17 protein-coding genes and 1 pseudogene are annotated in these 18,002 nt (G+C 70.8%); 8 read left to right on the top strand and 10 right to left on the bottom strand.

Annotation, left to right across the window (positions count from 1 at the left end):
• Positions 1 to 42 precede the first annotated feature (42 nt).
• From ON31_RS37780 to ON31_RS06950, 3 genes are all read left to right on the top strand, one after another.
• A complete protein-coding gene (locus tag ON31_RS37780) occupies positions 43 to 1,164 on the top strand; it encodes an HAD-IA family hydrolase (RefSeq protein ID WP_255222008.1) in 1,122 nt (373 codons plus the stop codon).
• Between the two features lie 415 nt (positions 1,165 to 1,579).
• Entirely contained in the window at positions 1,580 to 1,942 is a 363-nt protein-coding gene (locus ON31_RS06955) for a hypothetical protein (RefSeq protein ID WP_029925743.1), read from the top strand.
• A gap of 131 nt (positions 1,943 to 2,073) precedes the next feature.
• Positions 2,074 to 2,802, top strand: coding sequence for an HNH endonuclease family protein (locus ON31_RS06950; RefSeq protein ID WP_370450407.1), 729 nt, complete (start codon positions 2,074 to 2,076; stop codon positions 2,800 to 2,802).
• Positions 2,803 to 2,808: 6 nt separating this feature from the next.
• Here the strand turns inward: ON31_RS06950 and ON31_RS06945 are convergent, their stop codons facing one another.
• The 4 genes and pseudogenes from ON31_RS06945 to ON31_RS06930 all read right to left on the bottom strand — a co-directional run bounded on the left by ON31_RS06945 (position 2,809) and on the right by ON31_RS06930 (position 6,482).
• Entirely contained in the window at positions 2,809 to 3,630 is an 822-nt protein-coding gene (locus ON31_RS06945; protein WP_370450406.1) for a sulfurtransferase, read from the bottom strand.
• A gap of 207 nt (positions 3,631 to 3,837) precedes the next feature.
• On the bottom strand, positions 3,838 to 5,052 hold the full coding sequence (locus ON31_RS06940; RefSeq protein ID WP_081592274.1) for a benzoate/H(+) symporter BenE family transporter: 1,215 nt from the start codon (positions 5,050 to 5,052) through the stop codon (positions 3,838 to 3,840).
• 86 nt (positions 5,053 to 5,138) lie between these two features.
• Positions 5,139 to 5,944 (bottom strand): annotated as a pseudogene (locus ON31_RS06935) (SDR family oxidoreductase).
• A gap of 19 nt (positions 5,945 to 5,963) precedes the next feature.
• Positions 5,964 to 6,482 (bottom strand): Lrp/AsnC family transcriptional regulator, encoded by a 519-nt coding sequence (locus ON31_RS06930; protein ID WP_029925734.1) that lies wholly within the window; start codon positions 6,480 to 6,482, stop codon positions 5,964 to 5,966.
• Positions 6,483 to 6,663: 181 nt separating this feature from the next.
• Here ON31_RS06930 and pdhA point away from each other — a divergent pair, with 181 nt between their 5' ends.
• From pdhA to ON31_RS06915, 3 genes are read left to right on the top strand one after another with little or no spacing between them, the layout of a single operon-like run.
• The gene (pdhA, locus tag ON31_RS06925; RefSeq protein WP_039810525.1) at positions 6,664 to 7,743 is read left to right on the top strand and encodes a pyruvate dehydrogenase (acetyl-transferring) E1 component subunit alpha; all 1,080 of its coding nucleotides are present in this window, start codon (positions 6,664 to 6,666) and stop codon (positions 7,741 to 7,743) included.
• The gene (locus ON31_RS06920; RefSeq protein WP_039810522.1) at positions 7,740 to 8,723 is read left to right on the top strand and encodes an alpha-ketoacid dehydrogenase subunit beta; all 984 of its coding nucleotides are present in this window, start codon (positions 7,740 to 7,742) and stop codon (positions 8,721 to 8,723) included. The genes pdhA and ON31_RS06920 overlap by 4 nt, the downstream gene beginning before the upstream one ends.
• 24 nt (positions 8,724 to 8,747) lie before the next feature.
• Positions 8,748 to 10,466, top strand: coding sequence for a dihydrolipoamide acetyltransferase family protein (locus ON31_RS06915; protein WP_039810519.1), 1,719 nt, complete (start codon positions 8,748 to 8,750; stop codon positions 10,464 to 10,466).
• Positions 10,467 to 10,531: 65 nt separating this feature from the next.
• Here ON31_RS06915 and ON31_RS06910 read toward each other — a convergent pair whose 3' ends face one another.
• Together ON31_RS06910 and ON31_RS06905 are read right to left on the bottom strand one after the other, a co-directional pair.
• Positions 10,532 to 10,990 (bottom strand): acyl-CoA thioesterase, encoded by a 459-nt coding sequence (locus ON31_RS06910; RefSeq protein ID WP_029925728.1) that lies wholly within the window; start codon positions 10,988 to 10,990, stop codon positions 10,532 to 10,534.
• Positions 10,991 to 11,094: 104 nt separating this feature from the next.
• Positions 11,095 to 12,054: an AraC family transcriptional regulator gene (locus ON31_RS06905; protein ID WP_039810517.1), complete on the bottom strand. Its 960-nt coding sequence runs from the start codon at positions 12,052 to 12,054 to the stop codon at positions 11,095 to 11,097.
• Between the two features lie 317 nt (positions 12,055 to 12,371).
• Here ON31_RS06905 and ON31_RS06895 point away from each other — a divergent pair, with 317 nt between their 5' ends.
• Complete coding sequence (locus ON31_RS06895; protein WP_039810512.1) at positions 12,372 to 13,838, top strand: MFS transporter; 1,467 nt, start codon at positions 12,372 to 12,374, stop codon at positions 13,836 to 13,838.
• 3 nt (positions 13,839 to 13,841) lie between these two features.
• Here the strand turns inward: ON31_RS06895 and ON31_RS06890 are convergent, their stop codons facing one another.
• The gene (locus ON31_RS06890; protein WP_172544795.1) at positions 13,842 to 14,378 is read right to left on the bottom strand and encodes a MarR family winged helix-turn-helix transcriptional regulator; all 537 of its coding nucleotides are present in this window, start codon (positions 14,376 to 14,378) and stop codon (positions 13,842 to 13,844) included.
• Between the two features lie 58 nt (positions 14,379 to 14,436).
• On the opposite strand from ON31_RS06890, the gene ON31_RS06885 reads away from it, so the two are divergent.
• Positions 14,437 to 15,861: an MFS transporter gene (locus ON31_RS06885; RefSeq protein ID WP_039810511.1), complete on the top strand. Its 1,425-nt coding sequence runs from the start codon at positions 14,437 to 14,439 to the stop codon at positions 15,859 to 15,861.
• Here the strand turns inward: ON31_RS06885 and ON31_RS06880 are convergent.
• Genes ON31_RS06880 through ON31_RS06870 form a run of 3 tightly spaced genes read right to left on the bottom strand, consistent with a single transcriptional unit; the run spans position 15,858 to position 17,774 of the window.
• Entirely contained in the window at positions 15,858 to 16,502 is a 645-nt protein-coding gene (locus tag ON31_RS06880; protein WP_039810509.1) for a Type 1 glutamine amidotransferase-like domain-containing protein, read from the bottom strand. The genes ON31_RS06885 and ON31_RS06880 overlap by 4 nt on opposite strands.
• A gap of 4 nt (positions 16,503 to 16,506) precedes the next feature.
• Positions 16,507 to 17,328 (bottom strand): maleylpyruvate isomerase family mycothiol-dependent enzyme, encoded by an 822-nt coding sequence (locus ON31_RS06875; RefSeq protein ID WP_039810507.1) that lies wholly within the window; start codon positions 17,326 to 17,328, stop codon positions 16,507 to 16,509.
• A complete protein-coding gene (locus ON31_RS06870) occupies positions 17,325 to 17,774 on the bottom strand; it encodes an HIT family protein (RefSeq protein WP_029925716.1) in 450 nt (149 codons plus the stop codon). Before ON31_RS06870 ends, ON31_RS06875 begins: the two co-directional genes overlap by 4 nt.
• Positions 17,775 to 18,002 lie beyond the last annotated feature (228 nt).

Genomic DNA, 18,002 nt, shown 5'->3' with positions numbered 1-18,002 from the left:
ATCCGGGAGTTCTCCACGGACCTGCCCCCGACCGCCGAGCACGTGGCCACCGTCGTCGCCGAAGGGCTCGACTATGCCTGGGCGCAGGCACACCTCCCGGAGGGCCGCCGCCGGACCGCCATGTTCTTCGAGATCTACACGGCCGCGACCCGAGACCCCGATCTGCGTCGACGCTTTCTCGACCCGGTAGTCACCGAATGGCTGAAACCCTTGGCGGCGGCACTGGCGACAGCGGGCACCCCACCCGAAACCGCCCGTTCCCTCGCCTCCCGCATCTCGCCGTCCACCGCGGCCTGCTGCTCGAATACTTGGCGCTGGGCGACGACCCCGCCACCGAAGCCGCCCACCGCGATGCCGTCCGGGCCGCCCGATCCGACATCCTCGACCACGCCCGCGTCCGGTGAGACAGGGCGTCGGGTCGACCGAATCCGCGCCTCCCGCAATGGAGGCCGTCACTCGGAGCACATTGCCTCGCCGGGCACACGTGGTTATAACCAGTACATGACGGTCAATGCCACGCTCACCGCCCGCGCCCTCCTGTTGGACATGGACAGCACCCTCGTCAATTCCGAAGCAGTCGTGGAGCGATTGTGGGGAACCTGGGCCGCGGCGCACGGACTGCCGATCGACGAGGTGCTGGCGGTGGCGCACGGACGGCAGGGGTGGGCGACGATGGCCGCGCTGCTGCCCGACCGGCCCATGGAGCTCAATCACGCCGACAATGCCCGCATGCTGCGGGAGGAGACCACCATCGTGGACGGCGTGGTGCCGGTCCCCGGCGCACCGGACTTCCTGGCGGCCGTCGCGCACCTCCCGCACGCCCTGGTCACCTCGGCGGACATCGCGCTCACCGAGGCCCGCATGGGTGCGGCCGGGCTGCCCGTACCGGCCGTCCGCATCACGGCCGAATCGGTCACGGTCAGCAAACCCGATCCCGAGGGCTTCCTGAAGGCGGCCGCCGAACTGGGCCTTCCGCCCGGGGACTGCCTGGTCTTCGAGGATTCCGCGGCGGGGATCGCCGCAGGCAAGGCGGCGGGCATGCGGGTCGTCGGCGTCGGACCGCGCGCGGTCGCCCACGCCCCGACCGCGCACGTCGCCGATCTGACCGGCGTTCGCGTCGAGGAACGGGGCGACGGGTTGATCGCCGTGCACATCCTCGGCTGAGCGCCGGTTCCGATCCGGTCCGCGCGAGGCGGCGGCCCTATCGTCGACACCGCCGTCGACCGGTGGGGGCGGGTGGCCGCGATCAAGCAGGAGGAGACCGCCCGTATCCCGCTGCGCCGCCGCGGGGTCCCGGCCGAGGTCGCGGCCTGGATGCTGCGGGTGAGCGAACCGACGGCCAGCTGGATCACCGGCCAGGTCATCACCCGTGGACGGCGGTCTGGAACTCGTCTGAAACCCGGCGCGCCGAGGGGATACCAAACCGGGCGATTTTGGAACATACTGGGATATCCGCTGGTCACCGCGCGTGGACGGTGGCTGCTGCGCTTCAGCGGCGATCGAGCGGGACGCACCGGCAACAATCCATCGCGGCACCAGCCAGGGCCGCGACGACTCGATACCGAGGGAGGCCGTGAAGATGACGATTCTGCTCCAAGTGCTCGAGCAGAGCTTCACGCCCACAACGCCGTGGGAACGGCGGAAATTCACCTTCGTGGACACGACGAAGATCGTGGGGATGCGCCTGGACGGCCAATCGGGGGTATGGCTGGATCTGTCCCGACCAGGGGAATCGCAGCGGTTGGCCCGCACGGCCGATCCGCGCGACGCCATCCAGTTCCTGCTCACCACCTTCGCCAAGATCGCCGAGTGCGAGGACCGCGGCGGATCGTGGCTGATCGGGCACGATGGCGCGCGCTGCGAGACGATCGCGGCCACCCGCATGCCACCGCAGATGTCGGAGACGTCGGCCGACGATCTGCTGGCGCGGGCCTGGCTGTAGTCCCCGCAACCGGTGCGAGAACACGGAACCGGTGCGAAGTCCTGGAAAACCCGCGTGGCGTTTCCGCACCCGGGTAGATGTGAGATGTGCGGATTCTGAGCGGGATTCGGCGGACGGCACGATCGGCTGCCGTGGGGGTGCGGACCGGTGGCACGGCCACGCTCGACCGGCGGTGCCGATGGCTCGCCGGGCTGAGCGCGGTACTGATCGCGCTGAGCGGCTGCTCGGCGATCGGCCCGCGGGCCACTCCCGCACCCGGCAGTCCTTCGCGCGCGCAGCTCGAGCAACTGCTCGACCACGTGCACGTGCTGCCGACCCGCCCGCGCCCGGGCGGGTACGAGCGCGGCTGCAAGACCGGCCAGGCGTGCGTCTTCGGCCCGGCGTGGACCGACGACCACGACGCGCCCGGCGGTCACGACGGCTGCGACACCCGCAACAACGTGCTGGCCGGACAGCTGACCGAGATCGGATTCCGCCCCGGCAGCACCTGCGTGGTGGTCTCGGGCATCCTCGACGACCCCTACACCGGCCGCCGCCTCACCTTCGAGAAGGCCGATGCCGGTACCGTCCAGATCGACCACGTCTACCCGCTGGCCGCCGCCTGGGATATGGGCGCCCACGGGTGGCCGCTGGACCGCCGCATCCGCTTCGCCAACGACCTCGACTTCAATCTCCTTGCCACCGAGGGCAAGACCAACCAGGACAAGGGCGACAGCACCCCCGCCGAATGGCTCCCACCCGCCGCCGCCAACCACTGCTTCTACGCGGCCAAGTACCTCACCGCCGCCAGGCAGTACAACCTACCCATCACCACCGCCGACCAGGCGGTGCTGCGACGCGTCGCCACCGGCTGCCCCTGAGGCAGGTCAGGCGGTCGCCACCGGGCGTTTCGGGTCGTTGGACCACTGGGACCAGGAACCCGGGTAGAGGGCGGCGTCGATGCCGGCCACGGCGAGGGCGGCTACCTGGTGCGCGGCGGTGACGCCGGAGCCGCAGTAGACCGCCACCTTGCCGTCGCCGAGGGCGGTGAAGCGGGAGCGCAGTTCGGCGGCTGGCTTGAAATACCCTTCGGCGGTGAGGTTTTCGGCGGTGGGGGCGCTGTGCGCGCCGGGGATGTGGCCTGCGCGGGGGTCGACGGGTTCGGTTTCGCCGCGGTAGCGTTCGCCCGCGCGGGCATCGAGGAGCAGGCCGGGCCAGGCGGCGGCGGTGTCGGCGTCGATGGTGGCGAGGTGGCCGGGGGTGAGGACCACGTCGCCGGGGGTGGGGTCGGGTTCGGCACCCGTGGCGAGCGTGCCGCCCGCGCGCTCCCAGGCGGGGAGACCGCCGTCGAGAATGCGGACATCGGGGACACCGGCCCAGCGCAGCAGCCACCAGGCGCGGGCCGCGGCCAGCCCGCCGGTGGCGTCGTAGGCGATGACGGTGTCGCCGGTGCGCACACCCCAACTGCGCGCGCACTTCTGCAACTGGGCGAGCTCCGGCAGCGGATGCCGACCGCGCGCCGGGGACGGCGGGGCGGCGAGTTCGGTCTCCAGGTCCACGAACACCGCGCCCGGAATGTGTCCGTCCAGATAGTGCTGCGGCCCGTCCGGATCCCCCAGCGCCCAGCGCACGTCCAACAGTCGCAACCGAGAATCCGCCTGCGACAACAATTCCCGCAGTTCCTCCGCCGAAATCAGTACCGCGCTCAAGTCCACTCCTCGTCGCAGAATTCCAGCACGCACACGCGAATGTCCACCACCCTACGCAGCCCCGACCCGCCCGCGCATCCGCCCGCCTCACTCGCACGGCGGCCCGCCCACGCACCCGGCGGCGCCCCCGCGCACGCACACGGCCGGGCTACTCGAACAGCGGCCCCGCTCTACCCGCGCGCGGCCGCCCGGGTCGCATCGTCCCATTCAGAGCGGCGGGCGGAGGAACCAGCGGACCACCAGCCCGGCAACCAGCGCCCAGAAGGCCGCGCCGATACCGAGCAGGGAGATGCCGGAGGCCGCGACGAGGAAGGTCAGGGCGGCGGCGGAGCGGTGTTCGGCGGGAGCGAGGGCGGCGGTGAGCGCCGCGGCCAAGGTGGCGATGAGCGCCAAGGCCGCAACGGTTTCCAGAACGCCCTCGGGGGCGGCGGCCACCAGGGCGACCAGGGCGGCGGAGACCAGCGCCAGCAGCAGGTAGGTGGCTCCGGCCGATGCCGCGGCCACCCAGCGGCGCTTGGGATCGGGATGGGCGGAGGGCGCCGCCGCCAGCGCCGCGCTGATGGCGGCGAGATTGATGGCGTGCCCGCCCGCGGGCGCGCCCAGCATGGTGCCCAGCCCGGTCACGGTCATGGCCGGTCGCCACGGCACCCGGTACCCGAACGAACTCATGACCGCCGTGCCGGGAATGTTCTGGGCCGCCATGGTGACGATGTACAGCGGCACGGCCAGACCGATCATCGCCTGCCAACTCCAGTGCGGCACGGTCGGTTCGAACCTGGGCACCATCGCCGACAGCTCGAGACCGCGCCCCCGGACCGCGATCTCGATCCCCGCGCCGACCGCCGCCACCGCGAACGCCGCCAGCACCGCCCAGCGCGCGGCGTAGCGCTGCAACACCAGCCACACCACGATCACCGGCGCCACCACCGCCGGGCTGACCGTGAGCGCGCGCATGGGCGCGAGGCACAGCGGCAACAGCACACCCGCCAGCATGGCCTGGGCGATCTCCACCGGAATGGCCGCGATGAGCGCGCCGAGCCGCTGCCAGTATCCGGTCACCACGATGAGCGCACCGGTGATCACGAACGCGCCCACCGCCGCGGGCCAGCCGCCCGCCACCGCCCCGGTGCTGGCCAGCAGCGCCGCCCCCGGCGTCGACCAGGCCAGCGTGATCGGTATCCGGTAGCGGCGGCTCAGGAACAGGATCCCGAGCCCCTGCGTGATACAGACCGCCATCAGGCCGGAGGCGGCCTGCGCCGAGGTCGCACCCACGGCGGTGAGGCCCGCCAGCACCACCGCGAACGAACTCGTGAATCCCACCAGCGCGGTGACGATCCCGGCCCCGATCGGCTGACCGAGACCGACGGACCGGCCCGGCGCGGCCGCGACGGTGGTCTCGTTCTCCACTTCGGTGCTGCTCATCGGGCCATTTTGACCTCGGACCGGACCGCCGGTCTCCAGCCAATCCCCCGAAACTGGACTGAAATCCAGAAGCTGGTCGCGGCCGTTCAGCTCTCCAGCGAATGCTGGTAGCGCCGCATGCCCGCCAGCCAGCGGTCGTAATCGGAGCCCTTGAACCGGTACATGTCGAGCACCTCGGGATGCGGCAGGATCAGGAAGCTCTCGGCGGCGACACCGGCGAGGATCGCGTCGGCCACCTCGTCCGAGGACAGCACCTTGCCCGCCGTGACCACGGCCCGGATCGCCGTCTCCGCCGCGGCCGCCGCGTCGGCGCTCTCGGCGCCCGCCCGCAGCAGCGCGGTGTCCACACCCATGGGGCATACGCAACTCACGCGATACCCCTGTCCCCGTAGGTAACCGACAACCATTCCGCGAACCCGACCGCGGCGTGTTTGGTCACCGCGTACGGGGCGGAACCGATCTGGGTGAGCAGCCCGGCCGCCGAGGCGGTGCAGACGAAATAGCCGCCGCCCCGTTCCAGCCACCCCGGCACCAGCAGTCGCGCCGCCCGCACGTGCGCCAGCACATTGACATCCAACGCGGCCTCCCACTGCGCCTCGGCACTGTCCAGGCCGCGTCCGCCGAAAATGCCCGCGTTCGCGAAATACAGGTCCACCGGCCCGAATTCACGCTCGGCCCGGTCGATCAGCTCGCGAATCACCGCCTCGTCGGAGACGTCCCCCGCCACCGCGACCGCGGCCGCCCCGAGCGAATCGGCCACCTCCCGCACGGCTGTGGAGTCGATATCCGCCAGCACCACCCGCGCGTGCGCGGCCACCAGCGTCGCGGCCAGTGCCGCCCCGATCCCCGAACCCGCACCCGTGACAATGGCTACCTTGCCCGAAACGTCCATAAGGCACGGTATCCGGGACTCACTCGACGGCCCGGGCGGCCACCCCGTTCACGCCGGCGAGCCGATCCAGCAGCGGGGTCGTGCGCGGACCCACCAGTTCCCGCATGACCAGGGCCATATTGGTGCGCTCGACACCCGGGATCTTCAGGATCTGCCCGGTGATGCGGTACAGGTCGTCGGCGTCGCGCGCCACCACCCGCACGGTCAGGTCGGTCGGCCCGGTCATCCCGCACACCTCGGTGACCTCGGGGATCTCGGCGAGTTCGGCCACCACCGCATCGAGCCGATGCTGATCGACCACCACCGCGACGAAGGCCGCCAGCGGGTAGCCCAGCGCCCGCGGGTCCACCCGCCGCTCGACGCTGGCCAGCAGCCCGGCCGCCTCCCAGCGAGCCAGTCTGGCCTGCACGGTATTGCGGGACAGGCCCAGCCGCGCCGCCAGTTCGACACCGGTCGCGCGCGGGTTGGCGACCAGCTCCAGCAACATGCGCGCATCGGTGGCGTCGATAGCCCCGCCCACCGGCTCCCTACTGGACATAGGAATCAGTTTGCCATGAGCCCAGCCCGATCTACCGAGCATTCTGCACAGTTGCCGCGCGTCGGCTTGCGCAGTTCGCCCCAGCGAGGAAGCTGTGTGATACAGGACACGTACACCTTCGCCCACCGGGACACAATCCCCCGGCGACCCGGTGTACCGGTGCTTCGAGGAGGCGATACCCATGCCCGAGAAGACCACCTACCCGGTGCAGCTCGTACAGCCCGACGGCCGTCGCGTGCACGATCGCGTACACGCCCCGCTGATCGCCGATATCGACGGCGACACCCTGCGCGAGCTCTACACCGATATGGTGATCGCCCGCCGCATCGACGTGGAGGCCACCGCCTTACAGCGGCAGGGCCAACTCGGACTGTGGCCGCCACTGCTGGGCCAGGAGGCCGCCCAGATCGGTTCGGCGCACGCCCTGCACCCCGACGACTACGTGTTCTGCAGCTACCGCGAGGCGGGCGTCGCCCACGTGCGCGGCGTGCCGCCGGAACAGCAGACCCGGCTCTGGCGCGGAGTCGCGCACTCCTGCTGGGACGCCGACGCGGTCAAGATGACCAATCCCGCCATCGTGGTGGGCGCGCAGGGCCTGCACGCCACCGGCTACGCCTACGCGGCGCAGCTGGAGGGCGCGGAGATAGCCACCATCGCCTACTTCGGCGACGGCGCGACCAGCCAGGGCGATATCGCCGAGGCGCTCGGCTTCGCGGCGAGCTGGGGTGCGCCGGTGGTGTTCTTCTGCCAGAACAACCACTGGGCCATCAGCGCGCCGGTGCGGGTGCAGAGCGCCACGCCGCTCGCCGCTCGCGCCATCGGCTACGGGATTCCGGGCGTGCAGGTGGACGGCAACGACGTGCTCGCCGTGCTGGCGGTGACCCGCCAGGCCATCGACCACGCCAGAGCGGGCGGCGGTCCCTCCTTCATCGAGGCCATCACCTATCGGATGGGGCCGCACACCACGGCCGACGATCCGACCCGCTACCGCACCTCGGCGGAACTCGAACTGTGGCAGCGCCGCGACCCCATCGACCGGCTCCGGCGGCTGCTGGAGCGGGAAGGGCTGTGGAACAGCGACTTCGAACAGCAGGTGGCCGCGCGGGCCGACGACGTGGCCGGGCGGCTGCGCTCGGCCACCCTCGCCATGCCCGACCCCGAACCCGAGGAACTGTTCGAACACGTCTACGCCACCCCGCATCCGCTGATCGAGCAGGAACGCCGCGAATACCTCGCCTACCTGGAGGGAGCCCGGTCATGAAGACGACATTCGCCGGAGCCATCAATGTCGGCCTGCGCCGGGCGCTCGAGGACGACCCCAGGGTGGTGCTGATGGGTGAGGACATCGGCCGCCTCGGCGGAGTCTTCCGGGTCACCGACACCCTGCAGAAGGATTTCGGGAACAACCGGGTGATCGACACACCCCTGGCCGAATCCGGAATCGTCGGAACGGCTTTCGGCATGGCGCTGCGCGGGCTGCGGCCGGTGTGCGAGATCCAGTTCGACGGATTCGTGTACCCGGCCTTCGACCAGATCGTGTGCCAGGTGGCCAAGATCCACTACCGGACCAAGGGAAAGGTGGTGGCTCCCATCACCATTCGCATTCCCTACGGCGGCGGCATCGGGTCGGTGGAGCATCATTCGGAGTCGCCGGAGGCGTATTTCGCGCATACCGCGGGGCTGCGGGTGGTGTCGCCGAGCACTCCGACCGACGCGTATCTCATGATCCGGCAGGCGATCTCGCTGGACGACCCGGTCATCTTCTTCGAGCCCAAACGGCGGTACTGGGACAAGGCCGACGTGGACTTCGACCGGCTGGACCGCGGCGAGGGGCTGCCGCTGGACCGGGCCCGGGTGTGCGTCACCGGCAGCGACGCCACCGTGGTGGCCTACGGCGGCACCGTGGCCACCGCACTGGCGGCGGCGAAGATCGCCGATACGGAGGGCCATTCGCTGGAGGTGATCGACCTGCGCAGCCTGTCGCCCATCGACTTCGACACCGTGGCGGAGTCGGTGCGCAAGACCGGGCGGCTGGTGGTGGTGCACGAGGCCCCGGTATCCGGCGGGCTGGGCGCGGAAATCGCCGCCCGGATCACCGAACGGTGCTTCTATCACCTGGAGGCTCCGGTGCTGCGGGTCGGCGGCTTCGACATCCCCTATCCCCCCGCTAAGCTCGAACGGCACCACCTGCCCGACCCCGACCGCGTCCTCGCCGCGGTCGACCGCACGCTAGCCGCCTGACCGTACTGCCACGGAGGTTGCCCGGTGGAAGATCAGCAGGTTCTCGAGTTCCGACTGCCCGACCTCGGTGAGGGTCTGGCCGACGCCGAACTGGTGTCGTGGGCGGTGGCGGTCGGCGACCGCGTGGAACTGAACCAGACCATCGCCGAGGTGGAGACGGCCAAGGCGCAGGTGGCGCTGCCCTGCCCATACGCGGGCACGGTACTCGAACTGCTCGCCGAGCCCGGGGATACGGTGCCGGTGGGCGCACCCCTGATCCGCATCGCCGGGGTGGACGCCACGCCGGAGCGGCAATCGGTACTGGTGGGCTACGGTCCCGACAGCGAACCGCAATCCCGGCGCGCACGGGCCGCGGCGGCGAAAGCGGCAGCGGCCGAAAGCGCTTCGAACGGCAATGCCGCGCCGGCGGCGACGCCCACGGCTCACCCGCCGAGCGGAAGCGCCACCGAGACCGTGGCCGGGAGCACGGCGGCACCTTCGGGAACGGACGAAGTGTCGCCCGTCGGTGCCGCTGCGGCGGCATACGACCTCGGCAGCAGGCCATCCAGCCGCGCCACGACTACGCGAGGAACGGATGCCACGGGTACCGACCCGGGCGCGGTAGCGGAACCGGGCGCACCCGGCGGCGGCCCAGACCCGGCCCCGGCGGGCGGGGCAGGCGACGCGATCGGGAGTTCCGGAATGCGCGGGCTAGGGGATGCTCGGGACGGCACGGAGGGGCTGGGCCGGGAGCGAGCCGGGGCGGCAGGGCGGCCCGCCGCGATACCGGCGGCGCGGAAGTTGGCTCGGGAGTTGGGGATCGACCTTGCAGCGGTGACGGGAACCGGACCCGACGGGGCCATCATGGTGGCCGACGTGCAGCGGGTGCGAGAGGCGGCGGCACCGGATGGTGCGGCCATATCCGGGAACGCGCCGGACCGCGCAGCAGGCCGAGACGGGGTGGCGCGGCGCGGCGACGACGGTGGGCAGCTGCCGATTCACATCGCGCCACCGGTGCCGTCCATGCGCCCGGATTCGGGAATGTCGCGCCCGGTGCCCGCCGGGCGGGAAGCCCGCACGCCCGTGAGCGGAATTCGCAAGCGCACGGCGGCGGCGATGATGGCCAGCGCGCGGGACATCCCGCAGGCCAGCACCTTCGTCACCACGGATTTCACCGGATCCATGGAGCTGCTGGATCACCTGCGCGGCACGCCGAGCTTCGCGGGTCTCTCGCTGACGCCGCTGGCGCTGGTCGCCAAGGCCACGCTGGTCGCGCTGAGCGAATTCCCGGAACTCAATGCGGTGTGGGACGAGGCGAATCAGGAGATCGTCACCAAGCACTACGTGAATCTGGGTATCGCGGTCGCCACCGAGCGTGGGCTGCTGGTGCCGAATCTCGCGGAGGCGCAGGCATTGAGCCTGCGGGATCTGTGCGGGGAGATCGGCCGTCTGGCCGAGGCCGCGCGATCCGGCACGGCGACCCTGCACGAGTTGACCGGCGGCACCTTCACCATCACGAATGTGGGCGTCTTCGGCGTGGATACCGGTGTGCCCCTGGTGAATCCGGGCGAGGCGGCGATCCTGTGCCTGGGCTCCATCCGGAAGCGGCCGTGGGTGCACCGCGACGAGATCGCGGTGCGCTGGGTGACCACGCTCAGCTTGAGCTTCGATCACCGGCTGGTGGACGGCGAGCAGGCGGCGCGCTTCCTGGCGAGTGTGGCCGCGCTGGTGGAGGATCCGCTCACCCTGCTCGGTCGGGTCTGACCCGCCGGGATCGACCGGGTCGCCGGACCGCGGTGGCGGAAGCGCGTCCCGCCACCGCGCGGGCGTCAGGCGTCGGCCGCCTCGGATTCCAGGATCTCGGTGACCACCAGGGGTTCGGCGGCCGCACGGATGATGGCGGGGATCTCGATCGGCTGCCGGGTCACCTCGTCCACGTAGACGTGCACGAAAGTACCGGTGGCGGCGAGCTTGAGCGTATCCCCGGCCTCCCGGAAGATGGCGAGTTCGTAACTGATGCTGGAATTCCCGAGCCGGGCGATGCGGATGCCGACCTGCAACTGGTCCGGAAAGCTCAGGGAGCCCAGGAACTTGCACGAGGTCTGCGCCACGATGCCGATGGCGGGTAGGTCCCGCGTATCGGTGCCGGTGGCGTGCATCAGCCACGCGTTCACCGCGGTGTCGAAGTACGAGTAATACGTCACGTTGTTGACGTGGCCGTAATGGTCGTTGTCCGCCCAGCGGGTCGGAACCGGCCACAGCACCGGGTAATCCTGCTCCGAAGTCACCTCGCTGACGATAGTGGCAGGGTGCGCGGCGGGCGCGCGGGTGCTCGATTCGACGACGGTCCGTGCGGGGATCGGGCGCGGACCCGAACGACCGTGCCGCCGCGTCAGGCCGTGCGCTCCCGCACCGCCGCGTCGCGATGATCGCGCGGGCTCACGCCGAAATGCCGTTTGAACGCCGTGCTCAACGCGAACGCGCTGCCGTAGCCGACCCGGCGGGCGATGGTCTCGAGCGTGGCATCGGATTCGTGCAGCAGATCCGCGGCCAGCGCCAGCCGCCACTCGGTGAGGAACGCCATCGGGGGTTCGCCGACGAGTTCGGTGAATCGGCGGGCCAGGGCGGCGCGGGAGACGCCCACCTCGGTGGCCAGCGCGGCGACCGTCCACGAGTGCGCCGGATTGTGCTGCATGAGGCGCAGCGCCTTGCCCACCAGCGGATCTGCGTAGGCGTGGTACCAGGCGGGGGCATCGGATCGGGCGAACCAGGCCCGCAGCGCGGCGATGGTCAGCAGGTCGAGCAGGCGGTCGAGCATGGCACCCTGGGCGGGCAGATCCTTGGCGGCCTCGTCGACCAGCAGATCCAGCACGCGCGAGTCGAATTCGCCGGAGCCGAGCACGACAATGGGCGGCAGCGCGCGCAGCAGCCGCCGACCGGTGGCGGATTCCTGCTCGTAGGTCCCGGTGACAAGCACGGTCTCGGCGTCGGCGGCGGTGCCCCAGCTGCGTACGCCCAGGCTCAGCGTCTCGCACAGCACCTCGCCGTCGGGCGTGGTGGTGATCTGACCGGGATGGATGAGAACCCGCGGGGCGGTGCCCGGATCGTCGGCGACCGTGTAGTGGTCGGGGCCGCGGAAGACGGCCACATCGCCGGTGCGCAGACGACGCGGAGCGACGGGTTTGCCGTCGCGGGCGTCGGGCACGATCCACCCGCCACCGCGCACCACCGCCACCACGGTCAGCGGCGCCTCGTCCTGGATACGCAGCGACCAGGGCGGATCGAACGAGGACCGCATGACGAACGCGCCACGCGCGCGGGGTCCTTCGAGCAGGCTGGCCAACGCGTCCACAACAAGACGATGGCAAATGCGCGGGCGCTTCTCAACCATGTATCGGCGCACCGATTCGCGGTGTACTGGATCTGGCCGGGACAACGGCGGCATCCGCACCGGTCGCCCGCCGAAGTGATCGGCGATACGGGTGAGGACGTACCGTCGTGTGGCCGCGATGGCGGCGGGCGCATCGCCGAATGTGTCGGTACCCCCGAATAGAATCGAGGACGAACAGGTCGAACCGCACAGTAGTTCGGAGCCCCGTCCCGAGCGTCGACGATGCCGCGAAAGATGGGGGTTACGAGGAGCTTCCGCTGACCGGTAGCGTCGGACCGATGGTCGCTCCGACGTCCGCTCCTCGGCTCCGCGCGGCACGCACCGCATTGTTCGCGGTGTTCGGCCTGAACGGGTTGGTGTCCGCCCTGTGGTTCGTGCACATTCCGGCCGTGACGGAGCGGACCGGGGTGTCGCATTCCACCCTGGGCATGCTGATCCTGCTCATGTCGGGCAGTGCCATCGGCAGTATGCAGGCCGCCGGCACGCTCACCGACCGGTTCGGCAGCCGCGCGGTCACCGCCGTAGCCGCCGCCCTCACCGCGGTGGCGATCATCGGCCCTGCCTTCGCCACCGGCCCGATCACACTGGCGGCGGCGCTGATCGGCTACGGCATCGGCTTCGGCGCGCTCGACGTCGCCATGAACGCCCATGCGGTGGAGGTGGAATCGGGTTACGGCCGCCCCATCATGTCGTCCTTCCACGCCCTGTTCTCCGGCGGTTCGCTGGCGGGCGCACTCGCCGGGGCCGCCGCGCAGCGCGGCGGATCGGATATCCGGCTGACCATGATCGTGACCGCCGCCGTGGGTTTGGCCGTGGTCGCCCTCGCCGCGCCGCGCCTGCTGCCCCGCACCGGCGGCGCGCGGGAACGGGCTGCGAGCATGACCGCTGCCGTTTCCGCCGCACCGTTCGAGCGGCCCGAGGAGCTACCGGCCAGCCGCCGGGACCACGCGTGCCCAGACCTGAACACGGCCACCGCGCGGGAGTACTCGACGCCCGCTGCCGACGGTTACGCCGCAGCGTCGGAGCCACGCACCGCCGCGTCACTCGATCCGCGCGCCGACATACCCCACTCGGCGCAGGGGCCGACCCCGAGCGAGGCCGAAGTGCGGGCGGAGTTGAGCTTCGTGCAGCACGGCCCGTCCACGTCGGCGGCGTCCACCGTGCGGAAGGTGGTGGCTCTGGCGGCGGTGGCGTTCGCCATGCTGATGGCGGAGGGGGTGGTCGGTGACTGGAGCGCCTTGCAGATGAGCGAGCGGCTCGGGGTCGAGGCGGGGACGGCGGCGCTGGCGTTCGCGGCCTTCTCGGTCGCCATGACGGTGGGGCGGCTGTGCGCCGATCGGGTCAGCGGGCGGTTCGGGCCGGTGGCCGTGGTGCGGTGGGGGTCGCTGCTGGCGGCGGCGGGGTACCTGCTGGTCGTGGTGTCGCCGTGGACGGTGCCGACCGTGCTGGGCTGGGCGCTGTGCGGGATCGGGCTCTCCGGTGGGGTGCCGCAGGTGTTCACGGCGGCGGGCAATCTCGGCTCCAGGACGGCGGCGACCGATATGTCCCGCGTCTTCGGCATCGGCTATCTGGGTCTGCTGGCCGGGCCGGTGATCATCGGCTGGCTCACCGAACTCGTCCCGCTCACCACCGCCATGCTGTTCCCCCTGGCCGCCATGCTGGTGTGCGCCTGGTTCGCCCGCATCGTGGCTCCACCCGCCGACCGGCAGCCCGCGCCGCTGCGGCCGGTCGCCGAAACGGATTGACGCTCAGGCGATTCCGGATTCGTCCAGGCAGCGCGTGTGCTCGGCGAAGTCGTCGAGCATCCGATGGTTGAGGGTGGCGAGGGTGCGCAGATCCTCGGAACTCCAGTCCGCCAGGGCTTCTCGCATCCAGCGGCGCTGCACGGCGCGGATGGCGTCCACGGCGGCGCGGCCGGAATCCGTGAGCCGGACCAACTGGGCCCGACGATCGCCCGGATCGGCGACCCGGCCCACGAACCCGTTCTTCTCCAACCGCTGCACCTGCCGGGTCACATGCGGGGCCTCCACATCGAGCCGAACGGCCAGCTCCCCCAGACGCAGCGGCGCGTCGGCGTCGGCGAGGATGCGCAGCAGCGGCACACTCGCCCGGTCCACGGTGATACCGGAGGCGGTGACGGCACGGTCGTGCCGCCGGGCCCGGGTGAGCAGGTACGCGAGCCGGGACATGGCCCGTTCCAGTTCGACGATGTGCGCCACGGCGTCGGATGCCGCGCCGACCGTCGCCGTGGGATCGGATGCGGAGGTGGCCTTCGGAGGAGGCATGCGGTTATCCTACGAAACCTAATTACTTAATTTTGGTAAGTAATACACAAGGACGCCCATGACTTCCACCGCTGTGGCCGATACCGCCACCCACAACGGTCCCAAGGCACACCTCGGCATGACACTGCTCGCCCTGTGCGCCGCCGGGCTGGTGGTCTCGATCCAGCAGACCGTGGTGATCCCGCTGCTGCCGCGCATGATCGGCCAGCTGCACACCGACGTCTCCGGCGTCACCTGGCTGTTCACCGCGGCCCTGCTCACCGGCGCGGTCGCCACGCCCCTGCTGTCCCGCTTCGGCGACATGTTCGGCAAGAAGCGCATGGTCATGGTCGCCATGGGCCTGCTCATCATCGGCTCGGTGGTGTGCGCGCTGGCCGAGACACTGGGCGTCTACATCGCGGGCCGCGCCCTCCAGGGCACCTCGGCGGCCATGATCCCGCTGGCCATCGGCATCATTCGCGACACCTTCCCGCGCGAACGGCTGGTCGGCGCGATCGGCGTCGTCAGCGGCACCATGGGCATCGGCGGCACGGTCGGCCTGCTGGTCACCGGAGTGATCGCCGACCACACCACCGATCCGCACCCGGTGTTCTGGCTGACCGCCGCCCTCGGCGTGGCCGCCACCGTGCTGATCCACGTCAGCGCCGCGAACAACGGCGTGCGCCACGGCGGCAGACCCGACTTCCTCGGGGCGGCCCTGCTGGCCGGACTGCTGGTGAACCTGCTGCTCGGCATCAGCCAGGGACCGCGCTGGGGCTGGACCTCCGGATCGGTGCTGGCGCTGTTCGCCGCCGCCGCGCTGCTGACCGTGATCTGGGTGCTGGTGGAGCTGAGGGTGAAGCAGCCGCTGGTGCGGTTGCAGCTGCTGGTGGGCCCGCAGTCGCTGTCGGCGAACCTCGCCTCGGCGCTGCTCGGGTTCGCCCTGTTCGGATCGTTCACGCTGATCTCGAATTTCATCCAGACCCCGGCCGATCAGGTCGGCTACGGCCTGTCCGGTTCGGTGCTGGCGGTCGGCCTCTACGGCATTCCGAGTGCGGTGCTCATGACGTTCTTCTCCTTCCGCACCGGCCGCATCGCCGCCCGCATCGGGCCCGCCTACACCCTGGCCATCGGCGCCACCTTCGCGGGCCTGTCCATGGCCTGGCTGGCGGTGTTCCACGATCACGGCTACGACATGGTGATCTCGAATATCTTGCAGGGCACCGGCTTCGGCATCGGCTACGCGGCGCTCGGCACACTGGCGGTGCGGCACGTGCCGATGAGCGAGAGCGGGATCGCCAGCGGCATCAACTCGCTGGTGCGCACGGCGGGCGGCAGTATCGCGGGCGCGGTCACCGCGTCCATTCTGTCGGCGCACGTCATCGCGGGTACCAGGGTGCCGACGCTGGACGCCTATGTGGCGAGCTTCGCCATCCTGGCCGTCGGCGCGTTCCTCGCCGCGGCCGTCGCGGTCGGCCACGGCCTGCGCCACCGGGGCGATTAGACCGCGCCGAGCACCTCGAGCCGCTCGCCGTCGACGATCACCGCGTCGTCGTCGGTGAGCGCCCAGTGCGCGATACCGCCGATCCGGTACTCCTGGGACAGTTTCCGGCTCAGTCCCTCGGGATCGGTGGGGGAATCCAGATGCGGGACGATGCGGTGGTCGACCAGACCCAGTCCGTCCCACAGCACATCGCCGCCGCAGGCCGTGCGCACCTCGTCCGGATCGTCCATGGCTTCCAGGCCGTGCAGATCCGGGGTCATGACGCAGGCGCCCGCGCTGTATCCGGCATAGACGAGCGCGTCCGCGTCGAGCAGCCGCCGGAGTGCGAGATCGGCTCCACTGCGGGCGAATTGGGCGCGCAGCACGAAGGTGTTGCCGCCGCGCACCCATACCATCGGAAATCCGGCGAGCGTCTCCTCCAGGTCCGCGGCGCGGCCCATGTAGTCGCGCAGGTCCACCACCTCGGGCTCGAATCCCGAGCGGCGCAGCGGAACCAGATCGCTGGTCACCGCGCTGGCCCACGCCGAGGGCCAGGCATCGCAGGCATTGGCGATCACCGCCACCCGCCCCGGCGCGCCGACCAGTTCGAGCAGCCGGTCGTAGTGCGCCCCGAATCGGTAGCTGGACAGGAACAGGCGCACGGAATCAGATGGTGAACGCCAGGCTGCGCACCAGGCGGTCGCCGAGGTCGGTGTCACCGCTGAGCGCGATCTCGTCGGCGTGCGCCGCCGCGTCCGTGCGGCCCCCGCGCAGCCGCGCGAACAGGCCCGAGTCCAGGCCGACGACCACGGTGGCGGGACCGTCGAGGGCCTCGACCTGATGCGCCCGGCCGCCGTCCACCGTCAGGTGCACGGTATGCGGTGTGGCGCCGCCGATCTCGAGGGTGATGCGCGAACCATCGGGCGCACCAGCGCCTTTGACCGCGGCGCGGCCGAGGCCGAGCACGAGTTCCGGGAAGGCCGACTCCGCGCGCGGGCCGCCCTCGTCGACCGATGCCCGCAGGCCGTCGGCGATATCGAGTTCGTGCATCCAGCAGTCGAAGATCCGCACCCGCATGAACCGCCCGTAGGGCACCATGCCCACCGGTGAGGGCACCGGTTCGGCCCACGCCGCGTCGTCCATGGCGGCCAGGGCCTTGCGGCGGCGGTCGGTGACCTCGCGGTAGCGGACCATCAGCTCCGCGCCGGAGAGCGGGCGCAGCGATTCGATCCACTTCTCGTTGAGCGCGCCCACCTCGTTGCGGACGTGTTCGAGTCCGGTCACGTCCGCCTCGGGCGGCAGCTCACCCAGCAGCATGGATTCGGTGCCGATGATGTGGGCGATGACGTCGAAGACCGTCCATCCGGGCAGCGACGACGCCGTGCGCCAGCCGCCCTCGTCGAGTCCGTCCACCAGGTGGGCGAGCGCGTCCCACTGATCGGACAGATCGGCGGTGATCCGCTCCCGGTCCGGCACGGTGTCGGTCATGCGTTGGTTTCCTTCTCCTCGTCGGCGAGCCGGTCCAGTCCGGCGCGAATGGCGGCCGCGGTGCTGTCGCGGTCGTGTGGTCGCCGCAGCAGCAGGCCCTTGGCGAAGCTGAGTTTGTCCCCGCTGTGCCTGGGCACGACGTGCAGATGCACGTGATCGACGGTCTGGAAGGCGGCCTTGCCGTCGTTGATCAGCAAGTTCGCACCGTCCACCCGGAGATCGCTGCGTCGCATGGCCTTGGCGAGCCGGTGACCGAAGGCGAACAGCCGCGCGCCGAGGGCCGGGTCGAGCTTGTCCAGGTCGCCGGAGTGCCATTTCGGGATGACGAGCGTATGTCCCCGCGTGATGGGCCGGATATCGAGGAACGCCAGCAGGGTGTCGTCCTCGTGGATCTTGGTGGCGGGTGCGGTGCCCGCCACGATCCGGCAAAAGATGCAGCCACTCACCCCGCTGAGATTACGGCGTAAGAGTGAGCCGCGACACCCCCGGGCGCGGGCGCGACGCGCTCACCTGCTGGCACACCCGAAAGTAAGCAACCTGCCTGGCAGGTGCGTACTTGCCGCTGGTCACCGCTCACCCCACACTGTGACAGCCATCTCCACTAAGCTCACCGCGAGCCGGGTATGGTTGCGAGAATTGTCTAGAACTTACTGCGCGGTAAGTTCGCAGGCGGT

This window comes from Nocardia otitidiscaviarum NBRC 14405, assembly GCF_000308635.1.
Lineage (GTDB): Bacteria > Actinomycetota > Actinomycetes > Mycobacteriales > Mycobacteriaceae > Nocardia > Nocardia otitidiscaviarum.
Note: the sequence above shows the minus strand (reverse complement) of the source record. Positions and strands in the feature narration are given on the sequence as shown.

What these genes read in the sequence shown, in the direction of transcription:
- ON31_RS06955 (WP_029925743.1), top strand. Translation starts at nt 1,580, where the DNA reads ATGACGATTCTGCTCCAAGTGCTCGAGCAGAGCTTCACGCCCACAACG.
- ON31_RS06940 (WP_081592274.1), bottom strand. Translation starts at nt 5,052, where the DNA reads ATGAGCAGCACCGAAGTGGAGAACGAGACCACCGTCGCGGCCGCGCCG.
- ON31_RS06930 (WP_029925734.1), bottom strand. Translation starts at nt 6,482, where the DNA reads ATGTCCAGTAGGGAGCCGGTGGGCGGGGCTATCGACGCCACCGATGCG.
- pdhA (WP_039810525.1), top strand. Translation starts at nt 6,664, where the DNA reads ATGCCCGAGAAGACCACCTACCCGGTGCAGCTCGTACAGCCCGACGGC.
- ON31_RS06920 (WP_039810522.1), top strand. Translation starts at nt 7,740, where the DNA reads ATGAAGACGACATTCGCCGGAGCCATCAATGTCGGCCTGCGCCGGGCG.
- ON31_RS06895 (WP_039810512.1), top strand. Translation starts at nt 12,372, where the DNA reads ATGGTCGCTCCGACGTCCGCTCCTCGGCTCCGCGCGGCACGCACCGCA.
- ON31_RS06890 (WP_172544795.1), bottom strand. Translation starts at nt 14,378, where the DNA reads ATGCCTCCTCCGAAGGCCACCTCCGCATCCGATCCCACGGCGACGGTC.
- ON31_RS06885 (WP_039810511.1), top strand. Translation starts at nt 14,437, where the DNA reads ATGACTTCCACCGCTGTGGCCGATACCGCCACCCACAACGGTCCCAAG.
- ON31_RS06875 (WP_039810507.1), bottom strand. Translation starts at nt 17,328, where the DNA reads ATGACCGACACCGTGCCGGACCGGGAGCGGATCACCGCCGATCTGTCC.